Raw genomic sequence first — 20,199 nt, 5'->3', positions numbered from 1 at the left:
CTGGCCAGCGGACCACCCGCGGCCGTACGACGATCGGGAGACCATGACCACGCCCTCCACCGCCCGCATCGAAGACCTCCTCCAGACCGGCGTGCGCGAGGAGGTCTACCCCGGCGCGGTGTGGGCGGTCGGGGACGCCGACGGCACCCGCGCGAGCGGAGCCGTCGGCCTCCTCGACCCCGACCGGCCCGACGAGCCCATGCGGCTGGACACCGTCTTCGACGTGGCCAGCCTCACCAAGATCCTCGCCGTCTGGTCCACGATCGGCACGCTGGTCGAAGAGGGCAAGCTCGACCTCCACGCCCCGCTGGGCACCTTCTGGGACGAGGTCGCCAGCCACCCCCTGGCCCGGGCCACGGCCCACCACCTCCTGACCCACACCGCGGGCCTGCCCCTCCGCGCCAACCTGAAGAACCTGTACGGCACAGACCCCCAGGACATCCGCGACGGCGTCCTCCACGAAGCCCTCCACCGCCCGCCGGGCGAGGCCGTCGAGTACACCGACCGAGCCGCCCTGATCCTCGGCTACCTCGCCGAGCACCTGTCGGGCCACCCCCTGGACCGACTCGCCACCGACCGCGTCTGGCACCCCCTGGGCACGACCCGCACCCGCTTCGGCCCCCTCTCCGCCGAAGCTGCCCGCTGCGCCCCCACCGAGTACGACGACACCACCGGCACCCACCTCAAGGGCACCGCCCACGACTTCTCCGCCCGCCTCCTCGGCGGCGTCTGCGGCATCGCCGGCACCTTCTCCGTCCTCGACGACCTCGCCCTCTTCCTCCGCCACATGCTCGCCCCCACCCAGGCCGCCTTCGGCCCCACCTGGATCAAGGAATCCCTCCGCATCCACACCAGCACCCTCGCCCCCGCCCGCGGCCTCTTCTGGCACCCCGCCCCCGACACCGACCCCGCCGAGGACCTCTGGGTCCACTACGGCTTCACCGGCACGGGCATGTGGATCAGCCCGGCCCAGGACCGCTGGGCCGTCCTCCTCACCAACAAGCTCCGCTTCAACCGCGATCGGGAGCCCTTGACGGAAATCCGCAACGCTTTCCGTCTCGCCGCATTCACGGTGGTTGTTCCGAGGCTCCAGGCCTGACGGCAACCCCGTCCACGCGGAGGCTTTGATCGGCTTGGCGGAAGACCTTTCTTCGGCCGTGTCCGAGACTGCCTATCGGGCAGTCCGGGCACAAGGCCCGCACGCTCCAAGCGTCTTACCTGTAGAGCCATTGGAACGCGAACTGCCACGAGCCCGCTTCCGTATCCCGCCGGCGCTCTCATCCTGGGTGACCGACGCGGCAGTCAGCCATCGGGGAGACGGCGGCTCGGAGGCCACCCGGAAGTCCTGCTACGGCACCAAGTGGCCCATCACTACCAGCGTGACGTCCCCACTGCGCGTACAGGAGCCTACGCAGGCGTCAACTCACTGAGGGCCCCTTGTAGGGCTTCGCTCTTGAGAGGGGTCGCCGCAGCCAGTTTCCGCAGATCCTCGCCAGTCAAATACCGGTAGCTCTGCGGTGGATGGAACGAGCCGGAGGCCCTGAGAGCCGCCAGAGGAACCGGCTCCTCGAAGGCGACCGGCTCCTCCAAGGAGAGGCCGCTGGCCCGGGTCGCGCCGCTCATGTAGTCGTCGTACTCCCGACGGCTGATGCCAGTGCTCGTGCGACTGGCGGTCCACACCTCACGAGGGCTGGCCACCTGCACCGAGGCGATCCTCGCCATGCCGACGATGGCCATCGTCGGCGCGGTCGCGTAGAGGAGTACGGGCGTCCCAGGAGGAGCGGCGACGCGTTGGCGGCGTACCTCCACCGTCTTGGTGCCGGCCAGGATCGCCGTCGCGAACCTCGGGTGGACGGACAACAACATCGCGCGCTCCGGATCGCTCACGTCTTTCGGTGCCCCTCTTCGTACACGGCCTGGAACAGCGCGTTGTCGATCTTCGACAGCGACATCAGCGACAACCGTAGCCCCAGCCCGTTCGCCAGCGCGGTCAATCGCGAATGCGTCACCTGTACGGGAAACAGCTCCGTGTCCGAGAACCTCAGCGCCATGACCCGGCCCGTAGCATCGGCTGCCGCACGCACTTCGACACGACCATATACGCCCAGGTGTTCGAATCGCGAGAAGAGGGCGTCAGGGTCGCCGATGACCACCTCGTCGAGGCGCGAGCAGCCGATCACCATCTTGCCCTGCTGCCCTGCGGACCCCTCACTGACGTACCAAAGGATCCGAGCGGGGACGCTCTCGCCCCGATGGCCGGCCGACCGGTAGTACACGTGCTCGCGACTGATTCCGAGTACGTCGTCGCGCGGTACGAGCATTGCCGGAACGTCGAAGAGCTCCGTGGACCAGCGCGGCTTGACGGGTGCGATGAAGGTCGGCAGCGCAGAATCGACCAGCTTCGCCGGCCACCACACCCTCTCGGCGATGCTCGCGATCTCCGCTGGCGCACGGGCGTCCAGGACCGGCGTCACAGCGCCGGTCCGCCCCGCGATCTGCCCGGCGGCCCCGGAGACCGCCTCCGTCGGCCCGCACACGTCTACCAGGAGCGCAGTGAAGCCCTTCTCGTCCTCGACGAAGCCGTCGGGGCCTGCTGCGACCACAGCCGCCCTTGAGGGGCCGGGGTCGATGATGCGCACGGCCTGGGCGCCCCGGTCCCGCCCGAGCCTCTTCAGCATGAAGAGCAACTGGCGGGCCAGCGTCTCTTCCAGAGCGTGCGATGCGGTCCGCAGGAGAGGAACGTTCAGCGTGCGGCCGTCCAGCGCCCAGGCGTACAGCGCGACAGGGCGCCCATCGCCGTCCCGGATGAGTTCCCTGCGCCACAAGACACCGTCACGGGCAAGGCTGGTCAGACGCTCCGACAAGCCGACTCCACCGTCACCACCGGCCTCGTCGAAGAAGGCGACGAGCCCCTCTTCACTTCCGGGCTCGACCTCGGCGGCGGAGAAGGCCGTTCCCATGAGATCGGCAGGGCGATACATCTGGGCTTGGCGGAGTTCGTCCACATGGAGCGTCACGGCCTCGGGAGAGACCACCCTGACGCGCGCCACCTCCCAGGCAATGTCTGCCAGCGCCGCCAGGTCGGAATCACAGGTCACCAGTACCTGCAGGCCAGCACAAGACGTCTCGGCCACGTAGCGCAGCCGCGCACGCAGGCCGACATCGATCACAACGCCGGGCATCTCCTTGCCCACCGCTGCGGTCAACTCCTGCTGGCGGCTGACCACCGCGGCGGTGTCGGGCGCCAGGGAGCGGAGCCTGGACAGGCCGGCACGTTGGTGGTTCCGCTCCTCCCGGTCCTCCACCGCTTGAACGTGCAGGAGGAGCTGCGGCGTATAGGCGAGCTCGACCAGGTCTGCGAGCCACCCGGCCTCAAGGGCCCTCGCTTCCTCGACCGCACTCTCGGCACCCGTGCCGTGAAGCCCGGAGAAGACCGTGTGGTCGACCGTCACGACCAGCAGGGCGTCGCTCTGCGCTCCCGTGAACAGGTCGTCGTGACCGTGGTCGAGCCACCAGGTGTCGAGGGTCTCCTTGTCACTACCCCGCCCGAGGCCCTCGCCCTTCGGCACGAAGCCCAGGCCGCTCCAGGTGGCGCTGAGCCCGTAGTCACGGCGGCACCTGGCCCTGATCCCGAGCCTGTGACTTTGACTGCGCCGCAGTTCTGCGATCAGGAGCCTCGCGACCCCCTTGCCCCGGTGCTCCTCCGCCACGCACAGGTGCACGAGGCGAACGTGCTGGCTACGCTTGGGCAGTCCGAAGAGCGCGTATCCGACCAGCTCACCGTGATCCAACGCAACGAGCAAGCCACCGTCGTCGGCGTACTTCTGGTACGCGGGTGGCGTGAGCAGACCGAGCCGCTTCGTGTAGCGGTTGCCCAGGGCGATGGCCGCACCGAGCATCTCCGACTGCTCTCCGGTCACCGGCAGCACTTCGATCACCGTGTTCCCCCTCCGCTTCCGTGAGGATCGGGTCGATCACTCCCAGCGCATGGTGTCGAACCATGGGTGAGCGGGCCACCGTTTGACCAATTTCAGCCGTGTTGGCTCGAATTGACACTCCGCGGCCGCGGTGCGGCGGCGGCCACCCCAAGCAGACACGGGAGCGCGACCCTACGGGGTTACCGAATGAACGCTGAGCAGTTGTCCGAAGGTGGAAACAAAAGGCAGTCGCAGGGGCGTGCCAGCGCCGCGGGACGCCAACGTCCGGAAGGTGATGACCGCCCAACGCAACCGGGACACTGCGCCGGAGCTGGCGCTGCGCCGCGCCCTTCACGCGTTGGGCTTCCGCTACCGCGTGGACCTGCCGATCCCAGGAATGCCGCGTCGGCGCGCTGATGTCACCTTCACGCGCTGGCGGACGGCGGTGTTCGTCCAAGGCTGCTTCTGGCACGCCTGCCCGACACATCAGCACGCTCCGAAGCACAACTCCGACTGGTGGCGCAGGAAGTTCGACACCAACGTTCGCCGGGACGAGGAGACCGACGCGCACCTCGCGCTCCTGGGCTGGCTGCCACTCCGCATCTGGGAGCACGAAAGCGTGGACGGTGCTGTTCGACGCGTGACGGCGGCCCTTGCCACCCGGGGCCATCCCCTCGCCCTGCGGCTGGACGCCCGGGACGTCGACACGTGACTCCAGGCCGGAACAGCACCGCCACGGACGACAGCGGCATTGCCTGGATCAGGACGGTACGACTCTCGCTGAGGACCCCGGTTTGATTTCCCCTGTCGGGTGCACGTACCCGCCCTCGTTGAACGGACTGAACCGAGCCCCGAGTGACATGGGCGCCATCGCCAGGGTCGAGCCGACCCACGCTCTCATCGATACCGTCCATCGATCGTCGTACAGCCACTCGTGGTCCATGTCCTCGAACACGTTGTCAGCGAATGCTCCGAGCGCATCCGAAACGGCTTCGCCGAGAAGTCCGAACAACAAGAAATTCACGATCACCTGACACAGCGGCAGTCTCAGGGCCAGCTCTTCGGCGATACAACTCGGCTGGCCGAAGTTCCCAGCCGTCAAGCGCCCGGTAATAGCGGTCGCTGTCACCAGGAAGCGGCAGGCGAATCGGATGTCGTACTGGAGGACCTATCTCTCAGGCAGGTCCTCCAGGTGCCACAGCGGGCCGCCGCACCCCCCGCCAGTACTCTCCTCCCCTCCAGGGTGTGCACGTCATCGAACAGTTCGTCGATCAGGACGTCGGTGGCATTGATCGGCCGGCCTTCGACAACGGCATCGCGTAGCTCCTCCGGCGGTCGGAGATAGAGTCGACGCTCCGGGTGAAACAGATCGAGGAGCGGCCTGTGAACGAGGACTCGTCAACACGCTCGGACGCGGGTGGTAGCGCCGGAGCTGGCGGCTTTGATTTCCAGGACCGCGTCACTGCATGGTTCGCCGTCGCCATCCTAGGCAGCGAGGCCGCAGCGCCGGTGCACGGCCTGTGGACCGGTGCCGTCGAGCAGGTCGCGTGCGAGACCGGCGAACCTGTCGACGACTGCAGGGTACGCACGACTGCTGGCGTCACCCTGGCGCTCCAAGCCAAACGATCAATCACCCTGGGCACCACGAAGACCAGCGAACTAGCCAAGACCATAGGTCAGTTCGTCGCTCAGCATCTGCTACCTGGGCGCGATGATGACCGCCTTGTCCTCGTGACGACCTCAGAGGCTTCCGGGGCAGTCAGGAACGACCTCGGCCAGGCTCTTCAGCGGCTGAGGAACAACCCCGTCGGCTCCGACATCGCCGCTCTTCAACTCAACGCGAAACAGGAGTCCGCGTACAAGGTGTTCACTGCTCATGCAGCAAGGGAGTGGGAGCAGCAGCGCGACAATGCGCCTTCTGCATCTGAGCTTGAGGGCTTCCTGAGGCAGTGCTACGTGTGGACTCTCGATGTGGAGGTCGGGGGCACCGCTGAAGTAGGAGCTCTCGACCGGCTTCGCACATCTGTGATCGCCGAGGCCGGCCGGGCAACCGCCGCGTGGAACGTCCTGCTCAGCACCTGCAGGCACTTGGCCATCAACCATGGGGAAGCAGGATTGGAGCAGCTACAGGAGTCACTCGTCTTGAGTGGGGTTGCTCTCGCAACACTCCTGAACTTCACGGCAGACGTGGCCCGGCTGACGCGCCTTACCGAAGAGACCCTCGAGCAGCTAAGCAGCGGACTTACCACGGTCCCCACGCCCCAAGGAGCCGTAACGATCAGCCGCAGTTCGGCCTCGGGGCTAGCCGAACGGTCCTTGACGGAGTCCTTCCTCATTGTGGGCGGCCCCGGCACGGGCAAGACTGTCATCCTCCACGACATTGCGTCGACGGCGCGTGATACTCAGCGCCCCGTGCTCTTCCTGCAGATAGGGAGCCTTGCAGCGACCAGCGCGGGAAACCTGCAGTCCGAGTTGGGACTCCAACACCCGCTCCTGGATGTCCTAGCCCAGTGGTCCCCCGGTGAGGTTGGGCTGCTCGTTATCGACGCTCTCGACGCGGCGCGGACCGATGCAGCTTCCGGGCTCTGGAGGTCGACCATCAGGGACGTGGGCCGACGGTTGCCACACTGGCGGGTCATTGCCTCGATCCGCACCTGGGACCTGTCTCACTCTCCTCAACTGCGCACTGCCTTCCCTGCAGATCCGGCTCATGTGGATGATTTGAACGACGCGGAAGTCGCACAGGTGAGCAGCACCTTTCCTGAACTAGGGAACCTGATCGACAGCCCCGACGACCACCAGCGGCACCTTCTTCGGAACCCCTTCAACCTGCGGCTGGCCGCCGAACTGCTACAGGACGGTGCATCTCCTGCCGGGCTCGCTGGCGTTGGCAGCCGACTCGGTCTCTTGAACCGCTACTGGCAGAGCCGAATCAGCGAGGGCCAGGATGGGAGTGCCCGTGAGGCCCTGCTCGCAAAGCTGTGCGCAAACGCGGTGCGCGGACGGCGCTTGGCTGTGCCCGCCCAACAGATCCTGTCCGGCGACACTGCTGCAGCCACCGTCCTCCAATCGCTGCTGTCTCGGTCAATCCTCACCTCGGCGCCCAGCATCGCGGGCGGACCCGGTCGAGGGCCCCTGCAGTTCGCACACCACGTGCTCTTCGACTACGCCGTCGCGCTGGTGCACTTCGAAGCATTCAGTGGAGGCCTGCCCGAGTGCCTACAGGAAGACCCAGATCTCCTCCTGTTTGCCCGTCCCAGCATCGACATGTACCTGGACATGGCCTGGAACCAGGGGCCGGCAGTGTTCTGTGAGCTGGTCCTGAAGCTCGCCGATCCGGGAATGAGCCCGATGGCCATGACCGCCGCCGCCGAGGTCATGGCCCGTAACACGCGAAGCACCGTGGACCTCGAGCCCCTGCTCGAAGCCACAACGAACGCCGTCCCCGCAGCGCAGCGCCTCCTGCAGGCAGCGGCCATCGCCGTCTCCATCAGAATCGCCGACCCGTCGCTCCTTGGCACAGGGGTATGGGCGGCCATCGCCGAACGACTGTCGCACCATCCCCCGGCGGCCCTCCAGGCTCTGGGAGACCTGGTCCGAAGCCTTGCTCCGCAGTACCAGGCCCTGGTGCTCGAGCATCAGCGGGCGTGCGGCCTCGCCGCACGCCGGCTGATGGACTATCTGTGGGCCCAACCACCCGTGCCCGGGGCGCGACTGGCGATCACCGCCGTCATCCAGACCGCAGCAAGCGACTCCGAATCAACGGAGGCTCTGCTTCGCCGGGCCATCGACCCGGAACAACTATACGAACGCGGCTACCACGACCTATTCGCCCTGACGGACAGCATCGAGCGACTGATCGACCAGGTGCCAGGAATTGTCGAGGACCTGTATGTGGCGGTGCTAAACCACAAGGAGACGTCGTCCGAAGCCACACGTTTGGGCTCTGGAGCTGTCCTCACCCTGCAATCCACACGTCAACAGGACTTCGACGCATCCAAGTACAGCCTGGTCCAGAGCTTCCCGGACGTATTGCGGTGGAACATCACGGTCGCCCTGTCAATCCTCACCAGGCTCAGCCTCACGGAGCGCCCAGACGCGCCGACCGCAACGGTTCGCCTTGCCTGCGGGTCCGTCGAGATCATCGTCGATGACTCACGGCGGTGGGACTTCCCCTTCAGCCCCGCAGGACGGGATCTACCGGAACTACTCGACACCTTGCAGACGCACGCTTCCGGGACGGACGAGGAGGGCTCCCGGGCCATCGTCGGAGCCGCGGCATCCGCGCCGCACGCTGCCGCCGTGTGGCGGCGCATCCTGCTGGCAGCAGCCGACAACCCCGCTCTTCGGCAGTCGCTCTTCGAGCAGCCTGCCACCATCGTGACAGACCTGACCATCCCCGACCTCTTTGGTCCCGCGGCGACACTCATCCGAGCAGCCCATCCGGACCTCGATCCTGAGCAGTCAGCCGCTCTCAAAGACGCCGTCCAAGCACTGAAGCCCACGGGCGTCGACTCAGATGACCCCGAAGCGGCCACAGCGGCCCGGCGCTACCACGCGTTCGTTGACTCCCTGTCCACGAACCATCCTGGTACGACGACTGACCGGTCACCAGAGCAGAGTGACTGGGACGGCTGGGATGACACAGCACCAAGCTCATGGGAGCCGATTTCTGCGGGCTCCAACGCAGACAAGGCCGCCTCAAGCGCCGCTGCCCAGGACCTCATCACAATGCTCCGTGAGTTCACCGACCGGCACATCAACGGCGTCCCCGAGGTATCAGAGATCACGTCCAGCTTCCCCGAAGCCACCGAGCTGTGGGGCATGCTCGGGGCCCTCACAGACACTGTCCGCGAAGAATCGGAAGACCTCCTGGCGCGAGCCGCAGAAATCTGGACACGCAACACACAAACCCCGGCCCACATGCTGACGCAGGCCCGGGACATGCTGCTGGCCTTCGCCGGACATCGACGTCCCGAACCCAGCACGGAAAACGCCCACTTCGATACCCTAATTCCCCAAGGCCCGCGCGGCGAAGCCGCCCGCGGCCTTCTCCAACTGAGCCGCCTGCCGGAGCAGTACGGCCCGAAGCTCACCTCAGCCCTTCAAGACCTCGCCGCAGATCCCGTCGGTTGGATCAGACTCACCGTCGCCCGGGCGGCCAGCTGTCTCCGCCACACTGACCCAGCCCTCGCCTGGGAGTTCCTGAATCGCATGGCCGACGAGGAAAACGACGAAGCCGTACTGAGCGCCACGGTCGATTCAGCTTGCCGGTCCATGGGCAACTGGCAACGCGGAATCGAATTGCTCACCCGCGTAGCGGCGCGCAGCGCCCCAACAGCCAACCGGAATTCTGCGGCAGCCACGTGTAGAACAACTGCTGGGCTCCTGTGGGTCCACCACGCCATGCCCGAAGCCGGCAACGCTGTCACCCAAATGGCAAAACAGTGGCCGGGTGCAGAACCATGGTGCACGTGCATCCATAGCCTGCGCGGGGCGCTCACCGATGGCGATCCCGCAGTCAGGGCACGAGCACTAGACCTGTACTTTCAGTTGGCTGAGCCAACCATGGCCAGGATCACTTCGCTACTCGAGCGAACCCAATCACTGACGGAATCCGAGCAGCAAGAACTGCGGGCACAACTCCTCCTGGCCGATACGATCGCTCTCCAGATCTACGTGGTCACCAAGCCAGGTGACTCCGGTGACGGCCAGCCCACAGAGGAGCAGGTCAAACTCGTCGACGAAGCCACGCCGCTGATGCACCTGCTCGTGGCGGTCCCCATCGCAAAGGTCACCCACCACCTCGTCCAGATCTACGAGCACGTTCTGGACCAACGCCCGCAGCAGGGCCTCATCGGCGTACGGGACATCCTCACCACGACAGGAACCCAAAGCGGCTACACGGCAGACACCCTCGCCGTCACCACCTGCGTCAGGTTCGCGGAACGCATCCTCGCCGACCATCGAGACATCCTTAGGATCCCTGAAAATCTGACTGCCCTACGCGAAATCTGCGACGTCTTCATCGAGACCGGATGGCCCCAAGCCCACCAACTCGTCTTCGGCATCGAACAAGCCTTTCGCTGAATCAACCGCCATTGCCGCGCTCACCGCCACAGCAAGACAGCCGCTACTTGGGCATGGTCCGGCTGCCGTCGGGAGTGCGGGCCGCGATCTACCACCGAGCGAACAGAGACGACATGCCCTGTCCCTCTGCCGCTGCCTTGCATTGCCCGTGACGACAGGTGGCTCGAGCAACGGCGGTCCTCCTGCAAACGCAGTCTCCGCTTGGGAGAATCTGGGGAGAGCCGACCGCATCAATCAGGGAGCCCTGATCATGATCTCGACGCGGGCGAGGGATCGGGGCCCTTCCTCGGTCGCGTCCGCCTCGCGAGGCCGCTGGAGCATATGGGCTCACCAGCCGGTTGGGTGATCTTCGGGGGCATGGTGCTCCTTGCCACATGACGGTTCAGGACGTGCGGGTGCGGTCGTTCCACTGGGGGTGACGGCGGTCGTGGGTGCCGCTTGGTTAGGTGGTGTGGTGACGCTGCCCAGGAGGTGGGGGGACCCTGCCCGCAGCGACGTTGGTCTCTGTCTCAACAGCGCGCGGTCCCGGAACCGGCCGCGTTGCAATGGACGTCCATACGACCGATGATCTGGTTACAGAGAGGGCTTCGGTGGGGGCAAAGATGCGTGATCTGATCTATTTGTCGGAGCAGAAACTCAACGCGTGCCTCCTGGGAGCCACCGACCCCCGCTTCCCGCTCCTCAGCGGTTCGCTCCAGGCGCCGATAGGACCCTTGACAGCCCAAATCAGCCTCGGAACTTCAGCATCCAACACGCAAGTCACCGAAGCCGGCCTGGAGCGTGCTGTTGAACGCCTCGTCAAGCACCACGCTCCAAGCAGCCTGGAGCTACCAAACCTGCGGCCGAACCAGTGGGTCCATTTCGATCTCGATCTGGCGCACAGAACAGTGCACGAGGACAGCGGGACGGTTCCGGACGACGTGGTGCTGTTTGTGGGATCCTTTCCCTCGGCAGATCCCGCAGCTGCCGACAACGGCGTGCTGCTGTGTGGATCGGTTCAGCATTTGCGCGTTCAGGCCGAATCTGCCGGGCGAATGGGTTCGGACACCTCGTGGCTGCACGAGATGATCGGTGAGATCGCGCGACGCGACGCACAGGGAATCGGCGTGATTCCCGAGTTCCTGACCGAGATTGTGCCCAACCGGCGGCCGGCCGACAGCATCGAGACAGCCGCCTACGGCGTATACGCGTGGATGAGTCGCGAGTATCCGCCGCCCCGCCGGAACCGGATGCGTGGATACGCGAAGATCCTTATGGATGCAGGCCCGCCGCAGTTCGCCCACCGCCTGCTGGTCGCCACACCCTTGTTCGTTGAGAACGCGCCTCAGCGCCCCCCACGTCGGGGTTGGTGGCGGCGACAGGCCGCCGGGAGTCGAACCTTGTCGCCGTAGGACCCCTATTCGACTCCTAGGTCGCGACGAGCCTGGTCTCGAACCTCGCCCAAGATGCCGTGCATGTCGTTGACCGACTCCCACAACCTTACTCGGACATCCTGCAGTCCCTCGCAGTCGCCGCTGTGTGTCAGGGCACCCGTCGCTCGGTTAGTGAATCGCGCTGACGCGCCGGCAAACTTCCGAGTCAACGCCCGCACCTCGCTACTCCAGTAGAGCTGCGCGCCGCTCGCGTACTCGGGCACGCCTAGCGCCTCCCAGGGCCACCGCCGTACGATCAACTCAGCTTTCGTGCGGATTGCTGCATCTGTCGCATGGGCTCCTGCCCACACTTCGTCGATGGTCCGGTCCAGGTCATGCAACCAGCGACCCAGCGCTTCGTAAGCTCCTTCCACCCGCTCTTGGACGTAGCGCTCGCGTTCCACCTCCCTCTGCGCTTGGAGCTGCTGATCCGCGAAACGCAAGTGAGCATCAACCTGATTGCGCATCACTTCAAGATCGCGGTCGCGCCGCCGGATCGTATCGGCCGCCCCCAGTCGGTAGCCCAAATACACCAGGAAGACCGCTGTAAGCAGCCCGATCAGCGCTTGGTTCGTCATAGGCGACATGGTCGAGAACCCGCCCGTCTCTCCGCAAGACGCAACGGGAAGCCCGGGGTCACAGCGTGGACGTGGCCGCCTGAGCCGGCAGCCGTGCCTGGCCCTACCGAACCCTCGCCCTCCTCCGCAGGGGAGTGCCGACTGATCACACGTGCACGATTGGAACGGAAGGTCCGGAGAAAATCCTGATGCCTGCACCCCCCGAAGAACTGGTCATCGTGATGATCGACGACGCGGACGTCCTTGCCGAGCGCGATACGAGGTGTGTGATCAGCGTCAGAATCGGAAACTCCGTCATTGGCCGGCCCATCGCCCCGGCCGGGGCTGACTGCACCTCGGGGACGGCAAGCTAACGGCTGTGGCCGTGCCAGGGGGACGTTGCGCCTTGGCCGACTCGGATGCACGTTCCTCCGGCACCGAGCAGCCGCACCACACCCCGAACACAGTCCATCCAAACAGCGGCCACCTGCTCTGCCCAGCTACCCCCACGCCGCCTAGCGTGTCATGGCAGGTAGATCACGGTCCCGACCAACGGCGATCCTCCCTCAGGCTCAGCCTCCGCTGGGGAGAATCTGGGGAGAGCGCAGCCCCGTTGGGGAGCGGCTGGGGAGGATCGACCGCATAAACGGGAAGCGCTACGAAAGGGCCTGAAAAGCGGATCGTCGCAGGTCAGAGGGCCTGACCAACCGTTTTCCGCAGGTCAGCGGTGTGCGGGTGACGACTTCAAGAAGATCTCCTCCTGGGCCGCCATCCTCTTCGCCCCCACCCTGGTGGGAACCATCTACGGCATGAACTTCGAGACCATGCCGGAGCTGAAGTGGGTGGCGGGCTACCCCTTCGCGATCCTGCTGATGGCAGTGGTCTGCGTAAGCCTGTACGTCATCTTCAAGAAGCGCGACTGGCTGTAGACCGCACAGCAGCACCATTGATCAACTTAGCTCTCGCGAACACTAGGAAGTGGCTCGCCGGGCGCCCCCGGGGAGAACCCGCAGCCCGCCCGCACCTTGGGACTGCCCCGCCCGGCCCCAAAGCCCTCCGGGCGGGACCGTTCAGTTCGTGTAGTCGGGCCTGGCCGCCCGGAGATGGTCCGCCACCGTCCGGAGCCAGGCTTCGACCGGGAACGGGGCCGGCGGCTCGACCTCCATGCCGAGTTCAGCGACGCCGGCGGCGTAGTCGTGCTACTCCAGCCCCAGAGCCAGCAGTTCGTGGATCTCGCCGACCAGCCGGGCGGTCAGCTGGGGGTCAACCGTTGCCCCGTAATCGCGGACCGCCGCATCGTGGTCGCCGAACTCGTCGGGCATGTCCTGCGAGAACCAACCACCGAGGAACTGTCCCAGCTCCCCGAAGCGGGCGTGCCACTCCCAGTGGGTCTGGGGCGCGACCGGCGGCGGCACATCGCCGGACTCGATGCTGCGCTTGATGTGGTCGGCCATCTCGGACAGCCAGCTTTGAGTCCGGGACTCGGACAGCCCGATGTCGGGTACCGAAGAGAACTCGCCGAGGCGCAGCCGCAAGCGGCCCGGCGGATTCCGTGCGTACTCCCGGAGTTGTTGTTCGGCGACAGAGAGCGCCCAGGGCCGGGTGTGCCAGGTGTGCCGGAGGTACGCCTGAAGAGCCGGAGGCGCTGTGCCTGCTTCCGGACTGTCGGGTTCCTGTCCGACGAAGGCTGCGACGACGACGTCGAGTTCGCCGTACCGGCGGTCGAACTCAAACGGCTTCATCGGCACTGCGGCACCTTCAGAGGTAGATCGGGTAAGTGGCGTGCACGACGAAGCCGTGCGGACTCACCGCTTCACGCCTCAGCGTCACCCGCGCGGCCCGCACATCGACGGGCTCGCGGCCGGCGAGCATCATCGCCTGCAGCAACACGCGCCCGACGGGCTCCTCACGGGACGGCCAAGCCGCCTCGATGGTGAGCCTCGGTCGTGTGCTCTGGGCCGGCCAGCGATGTACGGCCTGCTCGTTGCGCGTGACGACCTGCTGGGTACACCACTGTGCGGTCGCGCGGTCGGGATAGGTGGCAGAACGGGTACGCACGGGAAATCCTCAGTCGATGGTGAAGCCCCAGAAGATGCCGACTTCTATAGCGGAGACAGCGATTACACCACAATCCATTACGTGGCCGGTGAAGCCCTCATAGGCACCCTCGCGACGGAACATATCGGCATGCGGATTCTCTCGCGCCGTCACCGCATTGGTCATGAACAGCGCGTCTTCTCCGAATCTTTCCAGGATCATTCTCGCGTGCGAGGTCAGCTCGGCTTCTCGCGCATCGAAATCCGGAATATCCTGTGTTTGGAACCACTCGCCCTGGAGAGTGACCAGGATTTGTTCGGCGCCCCTCCTGGACACAGGGAAGGCGGTGCTGAAGTCCCTTGGCGTGACAGCACTGAACGGGCCGTCCGGGCCGATGCCGTGGTCGCCCCCTCCCGGTGCCGCGGCAACCTTCGGCCAGCCACGCGGATCGTCCGTCCGCAGCTGCATGACGTCGAGGGCGTCCAGGCGCCAGTCATCGAGCCGCCGCGCCCCCACCGCCGCGAACATGCCCTCTCCGAAGAGGGCCCGCAGGGAACGGCTCCACGAGGTGGCGTCCATCTGGGTCACGGGCCTTACCTCAGTTCTCCAAGTGCGCACTACGGGTGCTGGGTCTTGTCGGTGGGCATGGAAGTGAGAACGACGAACGGCGGGTGTGCGGGTGGCTTCCCGGGTTGGGTCTCAGAACGACCCACACATGGGTCACGTCACGCGCGGCAGCGTCGCCCCGGTCCCACGACCTTCCCACGACGTCGTTCGTCGTCAGAAGGAGCGAGCGTGACGAGTTGGGTCCGGGGTTGCCCGCGAGCCAATTGTCGATTTTCCTCTGATTGCTCGGTTCATACAGAGCCGCCTGAGCATACCGCTGTGCGTCTGCAAGGTTCCCGAACGCAGAAACGGCCTCGGGCCGGATGCCGGAAGGCCTCACGATCTGCTGGTCCCTCAGCCTTTGTTCCAGTTCCTCATCCGTCTTTCCCACCCTCCGCCCGCGCCGACTCGGCCCGGAACGCGGGAGCACTGAGATATGCCTCATCCAGGGCTTCATGCAGTTTGTTGAGCTCCGCGACCTGTCGGTGCACGCGGTTGTTGTACGCCTCGACCGTCGCGTTCATCGCCTCCTCGTCCACCTCAAGGGAGAAGCCGACCGCGAAACCCCTCCCCATCTTGAGGAGTCCCTTGCCGAAGCTCTTGACGTCCTTCAAGTCCAGGCCGTCGCTTCTGTCGATGTGCGGCAGGGCCTTCAGCACGGCTTCGTAGTAGAGCCTGCGAAGGTCGTCCCGCACATCCTCCGCGGCGGCCGCCCAGGCACGCAGAGCGTCAGCTTCCCCGGCCGACCGTCACCGGTGCCCGTAGTCCGCCACCAAGTCGGCGATCTTCACTGTCAGGGCGTCGATGCGGTGGCGGTCCTCGCGCTGGTCACGCAGACGGTGGTCGAGCTCCCGGAGGCCGGCCAGGGCGGCCGGGTCCCGACGCCTCACCTCGTCGAGCAGCGGCGTGGTGAGGAGGTCCAGACATTCGGCGAGCAGGAGCCGGGTGGCAGGGGCGGGAGGAGCCTCGTCGGGAACGGCGAAGCCCGTGGTCAAGTACCGCGCGGAATCCGTGAGGCTCCAACCGACGACGGTCCCGTGCTGGACCAGGAGCGCCACGTCGGGTGCGATGCCGATCCGGGCCTCCAGCGGCTCGTCGAGGACCTCGAGGTCGCGCAGACAGGTCAGCTCGCTGTCCGCGGGTGCGCGGCACAGTTCCGTGGTCACTTCCAGACTGAAGTCCCGGGCTTCGTCCGCACGCAAACCACCCGGGCGGACGAGAGGTGTTGCGGGAACACGCGCCCAGTCCTCGGCGTCAGCGGACCCGACGGCGATCTGGAACTCGGCCCCGACCAGGTTCCGGCTGGCCGGATCGAAGTGGAGTTCGTCGGGCGTGTCCCACAGATACGGATGGCTCCCGAAGGTGTCCAGGAGGAATTGGCCACGTTCCTCGACGTTCGCGTACGTCGCGATGGACACCTTGAGGTCCCAGAAGTCGAAACGCGGGGTGATGGTCAGCGGATCGCCCGTCACCGTCGCGGTCCATTCGTCGCCGATGGTGAGTTTCATGTGCGTGCCACCTCATCTGACCTGCTCTGCTCTGCTCTGCGGGAGCCATGTAGCCGTTCTTGGCAGGAATCCTGCCCTTAACCACCCCTTCGTGTAAGTGGGCATGAGGCCAAGCGGGTCGCGAAGCGGTGTTCGGGTTGGCTACGGGGTTCGGCGCGGGAGCCAGGCCCAAGGGGTCCGGGGGAGGTGTGGCGGCCGGTCTCGGGGTCGTAGTGCCGGAAGTAGTTGTAGTGGAGGCCGGTCTTGGGGTCGTAGTACTGGCCCGGGAAGCGGAGCGGGTGTAGGTGGATGCGCTCGGTCTGCGCCAGGGGGACATCCCCGCGGTGGTCCCATGTGAGGGCGACCGTGTTCGGCTGGTCCGGCTGGAGCGTGGTCTGTTCGCACAGGGTCAGGCCGTCCCAGGTGAACCGGACCTCCTCCACCACGCTCTCGCCGTCGGGCGCCAGGCGCTGCTTCGCGGTGCGGCGGCCGAGCAGGGTGTACCGGTACCTCCAGCGGGTGCCGTCAGGGGTGGTGACGGAGGTGAGCCGGTTCTCCGTGTCCCACGCGTAACGCCAGGTGTCCGGCTTCCGGGAGAGCCGGGTCTTCTGTCGCAGGGTGACCCGGCCGAGGGCGTCGTACTCGAATCGGACGTCTCCGGCGCGGTTGAGGCGGGTGCCGGCGTAGGCACGTGAACCGGTGGCTTCGCCGCCGGGGTGGCCGGACGGCCAGGATGCCGAGGTCTGGTTGCCGGCGGCGTTGTAGGCGTAGCGCTCCGTCCAGCCCTGAGCGTGGACGGCGGTGACCCGGGCCAGTTCGCGGCCGGCGGCGTCGTGGGTGAACTCGACGGGCCGGCCGCCGGTCGTGAGCCGGTGGGGCTGTCCGTCGGCACCGTAGGCATAGGAGGTGGCATGGCCGGTGGGTGTGGTGCGGCACGTACGGCGGGCCCAGGGCGTGTACGCGTAGGTTATGGGGCGGCCGTCAACCAGTTCGGTCTTGGCGAGTCCGCGACGGTCGTACTGGTACCGCAGCTCGGCGGCCGGTCCGGCTGCCTCGAGCAGGCGTCCCGCCCTGTCGTACGCGTAGATCGTGACCTCGCCGTCGACATCCTTGTTTGTCACCTGGCCGAGCTGGTCACGCTCGACCGAGATGGTCCGAAGGGCGAGGTCGACACCGAGGCCATCCCCGACGCCCTGCACGGCACCGAGCGCGTCGGTGCGGGCGGCGAGCCTGCCCGCGGCGTCCACGTGGCAAGTCATTCGTCTACGACGACCGCCGCCGCCTGGCGATCCGGGTGAGGCGCGGCGCGGACGCGGTCCGCAAGGGCCGGCCGTGGAGCCTTCCACTGGCGGACCGTGCGCTGCTGGTCGCGGCCTACTGGCGCACCAACCTGACCATGCGCCAGATCGCGCCGCTGTTCGGGGTGTCCAAGTCGGCCGCGGACCGCATCATCGACCACCTCGGGCCGATGCTCGCGCTCCAGCCCCGCAAACGGTTCGCCAAGGAGACCGTGCTCATCGTGGACGGCGCCCTGGTCCCTGCCCGCGACCACACCACCGCCGCCCGGTCGAAGAACTGCCGATCCTCCTCCAGCCATCAGGTCGTCATCGACGCCGACACCCGCCTGGTCATCGTGGTCGGCCGGCCCCACGCCGGAATCCGCGACGGCTACAAGGCATCGCAGGAGTCCGGCGCCGCAGTCTCTGCCGGCACGGCCACGGCCGTCGCCGACGGCGGCCACCCGGGCCCGGGCACCGGACTCGTCCTGCCGCACCACCGGCGCGAAGGCGAACAACGGCCCGCCCCGAAACAGACCCGCGACGAGTTGCACAAGCAGGCACCCACCCGCGTCGCCCACCTCCTCGCCCGCATGAAAACCTGGCGGATCCTCCGCGACTGCCGCCTCAACGGCGACGGATTCCACCACGCCCTGCTCGGCATCTCCCTCATGCACGATCTCGCCCTCACCGTATGAGCGGCCGTGTGGCGACCGAGTGGCGCCCGCGGCGAGGACGCGGGCGCCGAGTGTCGTCAGGCGGGCTGGACGGTGATGGTGCAGAGGCGCTTGGTGGCCCGGGTCAGGGCTACGTACAAGTCTCTTTCCCCACCTGGGCGGGTCGTGATGATTTCCTCGGGGCTCATGACGACGACCCCGTCGAATTCCAGGCCGCGCGCTTCGGACGCCGGCACGATGCGTGCGTGGTGGGCGACGCCCTCGGCCGTCAGCTCGCTCACCCTGGTGTCGGCGCAGATCACTCCCAGAAGCTCGCCCGGGTGCGCGGCGCTCTGGGCGCGGAGTTCCGATACGACGGCGGTGACCAGCCCGTCCGGAGGCGTGGTCACGGTGCGAGGGCTCTCACCGCTTCGCAGTGACCGTGTGGGCTTCTGATCCGGAGCGATCCGCGTGAGCAGGTCCCGGACGCTTTCCAGGATTTCCTGCGTGGTGCGGTAGCTGACGGTCAGGTTGTGCAGTTTGAACCGCGGTCCGACGTGGGGGCTCAGTGCCTCCTTCCAGTCGCGTGCTGTCGCGACCGGGCCGGCCTGGGCGAAGTCACCCACCAGCGTCATCGCCCTCGCCGGGCAGCGGCGCACGATCATCCGCCACTGCATCGAGGTCAGTTCCTGCGCTTCGTCGACGACGACGTGCCCGTACGTCCGCTCGGGGAGGCCGTCGACGAGGCTCGCCGCCTCGTCCAGCAACGGCACGTCGGCATCGGTCCACGGATCGTCCTGACCGCGCAGCAGAAGGGACCGCTCCTGCGAGGTCAGGCGGGGCAGGTGCTCGGCGAGAGCGCCGGCGTTCGTCAGGAGCGCCTTCACGAGGTCACCGGGTACGAGCCGCGGCCACAACGCCTCGACCGCTCCTTCGACACCGGCGTCGTCGAGGAGATCGGCTCGGATGGCGTCCAGGTCCAGCTCGTGGACCGGACCGGCGTCGGGCGCACCTTCGACACGGCGCTGGGCGGCTCCCGTGAACCGGTCGAGGTTGAGGCCCGTCATTCTTTCGGTATCGGCGTCGATCTGCTCCAGGAGGTCGCCCATGTCCCGTTGCATCGCGTCGGTGACGGCGTCGACCAAGAGCTCCTTGAACACCTGGCGCGCGGGGTTGTGTCCCGATACGGCTGCCACGGCGGCGTCGCGGGCCGCGGCCACTTCCTCGCCGGAGAGGCGAACCGGTTCCTGTCCGACCCGTACGGTGAAGTCACCGGCGGGGGCCTGGTGGACGCGCAGCAAACCGGCCAAGGCGTCCGCGAGATCGGAACTGCCCTTGAGCCGCGCCGTATCGAACGGGTCCACCGTGTCCGTGGACATTCCGGCCAGTTCCTGGCAGGTCGCCAGAACGACGTCGTTCTCTCCGAGCGAGGGAAGGACCTGGGAGATGTAGTCGAGGAACCGGGCGTTCGGACCCACCACCAGGACACCCTCCTCCGCGGCGCGCGGAAACGCGTACAGGACGTAGGCCGCCCGGTGCAGGGCGACCACCGTCTTGCCGGTGCCGGGCCCGCCCTGCACCACGGTCACCCCGCGGTGGGCGGAGCGGACGATCTCGTCCTGTTCGGTCTGGAGCGTCGCGACGGCCGCGTGCATCCTGCCCGTACGCCGTGCCGACAGGGCCTCGGTCAACGGGCCGTCCCCCACGACGTCCTCGTCGGTCGGGGCGGTCCCGTCCAGCAGTTCGTCGCTCACCGAGATGACCGTGCGCTCCTCGAGGCGCAGGTGCCGGCGCCGGCGCAGGCCCATCGGGGTGGACCGGTGTCGCCTCGTAGAAGGGCCGCGCCGCGTTCGCGCGCCAGTCCACGAGCAGAGGCAGGTCGTCCTCCTCCGTATGCAGTCCGATCCGCCCGATGCGCAGGGCCGTGCCGTCCGTCCAGTCGACGCGCCCGAAGACCAGCCCCTTTTCGGCGCCCTCCAGCCGGCCGATTTCCTTGGCCAGACGCTCGGCGGTGATTTCTCTTTCGTACGTCTCGCCGGCGCTTTCCGCCGGTGCCTTCAGCACACCCGATCGGTGTGCTCGCGCCTCGGAAATCCGGTCGGCGAGCAACTCGTACAGAGAGGACACATACTCCCGCTCCGATTCAACGGCGCGCGCGGT

General features: G+C 66.9%; 13 protein-coding genes and 5 pseudogenes. 6 read left to right on the top strand and 12 right to left on the bottom strand.

The genetic code is table 11. The features are described 5' to 3' along the window. Positions 1-43 precede the first annotated feature (43 nt). Positions 44-1,099, top strand: a complete 1,056-nt coding sequence (locus ACWCP2_RS25080; RefSeq protein WP_450910825.1) for a serine hydrolase domain-containing protein — start codon at positions 44-46, stop codon at positions 1,097-1,099. Positions 1,100-1,407: 308 nt separating this feature from the next. Here the strand turns inward: ACWCP2_RS25080 and ACWCP2_RS25075 are convergent, their stop codons facing one another. Then, entirely contained in the window at positions 1,408-1,887 is a 480-nt protein-coding gene (locus tag ACWCP2_RS25075) for an ASCH domain-containing protein (protein WP_030822260.1), read from the bottom strand. Then, positions 1,884-3,938, bottom strand: coding sequence for a GNAT family N-acetyltransferase (locus tag ACWCP2_RS25070; protein WP_450910824.1), 2,055 nt, complete (start codon positions 3,936-3,938; stop codon positions 1,884-1,886). The genes ACWCP2_RS25075 and ACWCP2_RS25070 overlap by 4 nt, the downstream gene beginning before the upstream one ends. A gap of 211 nt (positions 3,939-4,149) precedes the next feature. Here ACWCP2_RS25070 and ACWCP2_RS25065 point away from each other — a divergent pair, with 211 nt between their 5' ends. Continuing rightward, a complete protein-coding gene (locus ACWCP2_RS25065) occupies positions 4,150-4,629 on the top strand; it encodes a very short patch repair endonuclease (RefSeq protein ID WP_450910823.1) in 480 nt (159 codons plus the stop codon). A gap of 48 nt (positions 4,630-4,677) precedes the next feature. Here ACWCP2_RS25065 and ACWCP2_RS25060 read toward each other — a convergent pair whose 3' ends face one another. Then, positions 4,678-5,019, bottom strand: a complete 342-nt coding sequence (locus ACWCP2_RS25060) for a hypothetical protein (RefSeq protein ID WP_450910822.1) — start codon at positions 5,017-5,019, stop codon at positions 4,678-4,680. Positions 5,020-5,300: 281 nt separating this feature from the next. Here ACWCP2_RS25060 and ACWCP2_RS25055 point away from each other — a divergent pair, with 281 nt between their 5' ends. Both ACWCP2_RS25055 and ACWCP2_RS25050 read left to right on the top strand, forming a co-directional pair. After that, positions 5,301-10,007, top strand: coding sequence for a hypothetical protein (locus ACWCP2_RS25055; protein ID WP_450910821.1), 4,707 nt, complete (start codon positions 5,301-5,303; stop codon positions 10,005-10,007). A gap of 602 nt (positions 10,008-10,609) precedes the next feature. Continuing rightward, positions 10,610-11,398 carry an SAVMC3_10250 family protein gene (locus ACWCP2_RS25050; RefSeq protein ID WP_450910820.1) on the top strand — a complete coding sequence of 263 codons (789 nt, stop codon included), beginning with the start codon at positions 10,610-10,612 and terminating at the stop codon, positions 11,396-11,398. 5 nt (positions 11,399-11,403) lie between these two features. Here ACWCP2_RS25050 and ACWCP2_RS25045 read toward each other — a convergent pair whose 3' ends face one another. Next, on the bottom strand, positions 11,404-11,997 hold the full coding sequence (locus ACWCP2_RS25045; RefSeq protein ID WP_450910819.1) for a hypothetical protein: 594 nt from the start codon (positions 11,995-11,997) through the stop codon (positions 11,404-11,406). Positions 11,998-12,713: 716 nt separating this feature from the next. Here ACWCP2_RS25045 and ACWCP2_RS25040 point away from each other — a divergent pair. Then, positions 12,714-12,905: pseudogene (locus tag ACWCP2_RS25040) on the top strand (CorA family divalent cation transporter); the annotation flags it as partial. A gap of 141 nt (positions 12,906-13,046) precedes the next feature. Here ACWCP2_RS25040 and ACWCP2_RS25035 read toward each other — a convergent pair. The 7 genes and pseudogenes from ACWCP2_RS25035 to ACWCP2_RS25005 form a co-directional block, all read right to left on the bottom strand. Further along, positions 13,047-13,724, bottom strand: a pseudogene (locus ACWCP2_RS25035) (contact-dependent growth inhibition system immunity protein). Between the two features lie 10 nt (positions 13,725-13,734). Next, on the bottom strand, positions 13,735-14,034 hold the full coding sequence (locus tag ACWCP2_RS25030; RefSeq protein WP_450910818.1) for an RNase A-like domain-containing protein: 300 nt from the start codon (positions 14,032-14,034) through the stop codon (positions 13,735-13,737). A 9-nt stretch (positions 14,035-14,043) separates the two neighbouring features. Further along, positions 14,044-14,601 (bottom strand): hypothetical protein, encoded by a 558-nt coding sequence (locus ACWCP2_RS25025; RefSeq protein ID WP_450910817.1) that lies wholly within the window; start codon positions 14,599-14,601, stop codon positions 14,044-14,046. Between the two features lie 10 nt (positions 14,602-14,611). Beyond that, the gene (locus tag ACWCP2_RS25020; protein WP_450910816.1) at positions 14,612-15,064 is read right to left on the bottom strand and encodes an RNase A-like domain-containing protein; all 453 of its coding nucleotides are present in this window, start codon (positions 15,062-15,064) and stop codon (positions 14,612-14,614) included. After that, positions 14,994-15,314 carry a hypothetical protein gene (locus ACWCP2_RS25015; RefSeq protein WP_450910815.1) on the bottom strand — a complete coding sequence of 107 codons (321 nt, stop codon included), beginning with the start codon at positions 15,312-15,314 and terminating at the stop codon, positions 14,994-14,996. Before ACWCP2_RS25015 ends, ACWCP2_RS25020 begins: the two co-directional genes overlap by 71 nt. Positions 15,315-15,368: 54 nt before the next feature. Beyond that, entirely contained in the window at positions 15,369-16,127 is a 759-nt protein-coding gene (locus tag ACWCP2_RS25010; RefSeq protein WP_450910814.1) for a hypothetical protein, read from the bottom strand. A gap of 87 nt (positions 16,128-16,214) precedes the next feature. Then, positions 16,215-17,371 (bottom strand): annotated as a pseudogene (locus tag ACWCP2_RS25005) (RHS repeat-associated core domain-containing protein); the annotation flags it as partial. 32 nt (positions 17,372-17,403) lie between these two features. On the opposite strand from ACWCP2_RS25005, the pseudogene ACWCP2_RS25000 reads away from it, so the two are divergent. Further along, a pseudogene (locus tag ACWCP2_RS25000) lies at positions 17,404-18,081 on the top strand (helix-turn-helix domain-containing protein); the annotation flags it as partial. A 56-nt stretch (positions 18,082-18,137) separates the two neighbouring features. Here the strand turns inward: ACWCP2_RS25000 and ACWCP2_RS24995 are convergent. After that, positions 18,138-20,166 (bottom strand): annotated as a pseudogene (locus ACWCP2_RS24995) (HelD family protein). Positions 20,167-20,199: the final 33 nt, after the last annotated feature.

This window comes from Streptomyces sp. NPDC002104, from assembly GCF_053593795.1.
This window is presented reverse-complemented; position numbering and strand designations above follow the sequence as displayed.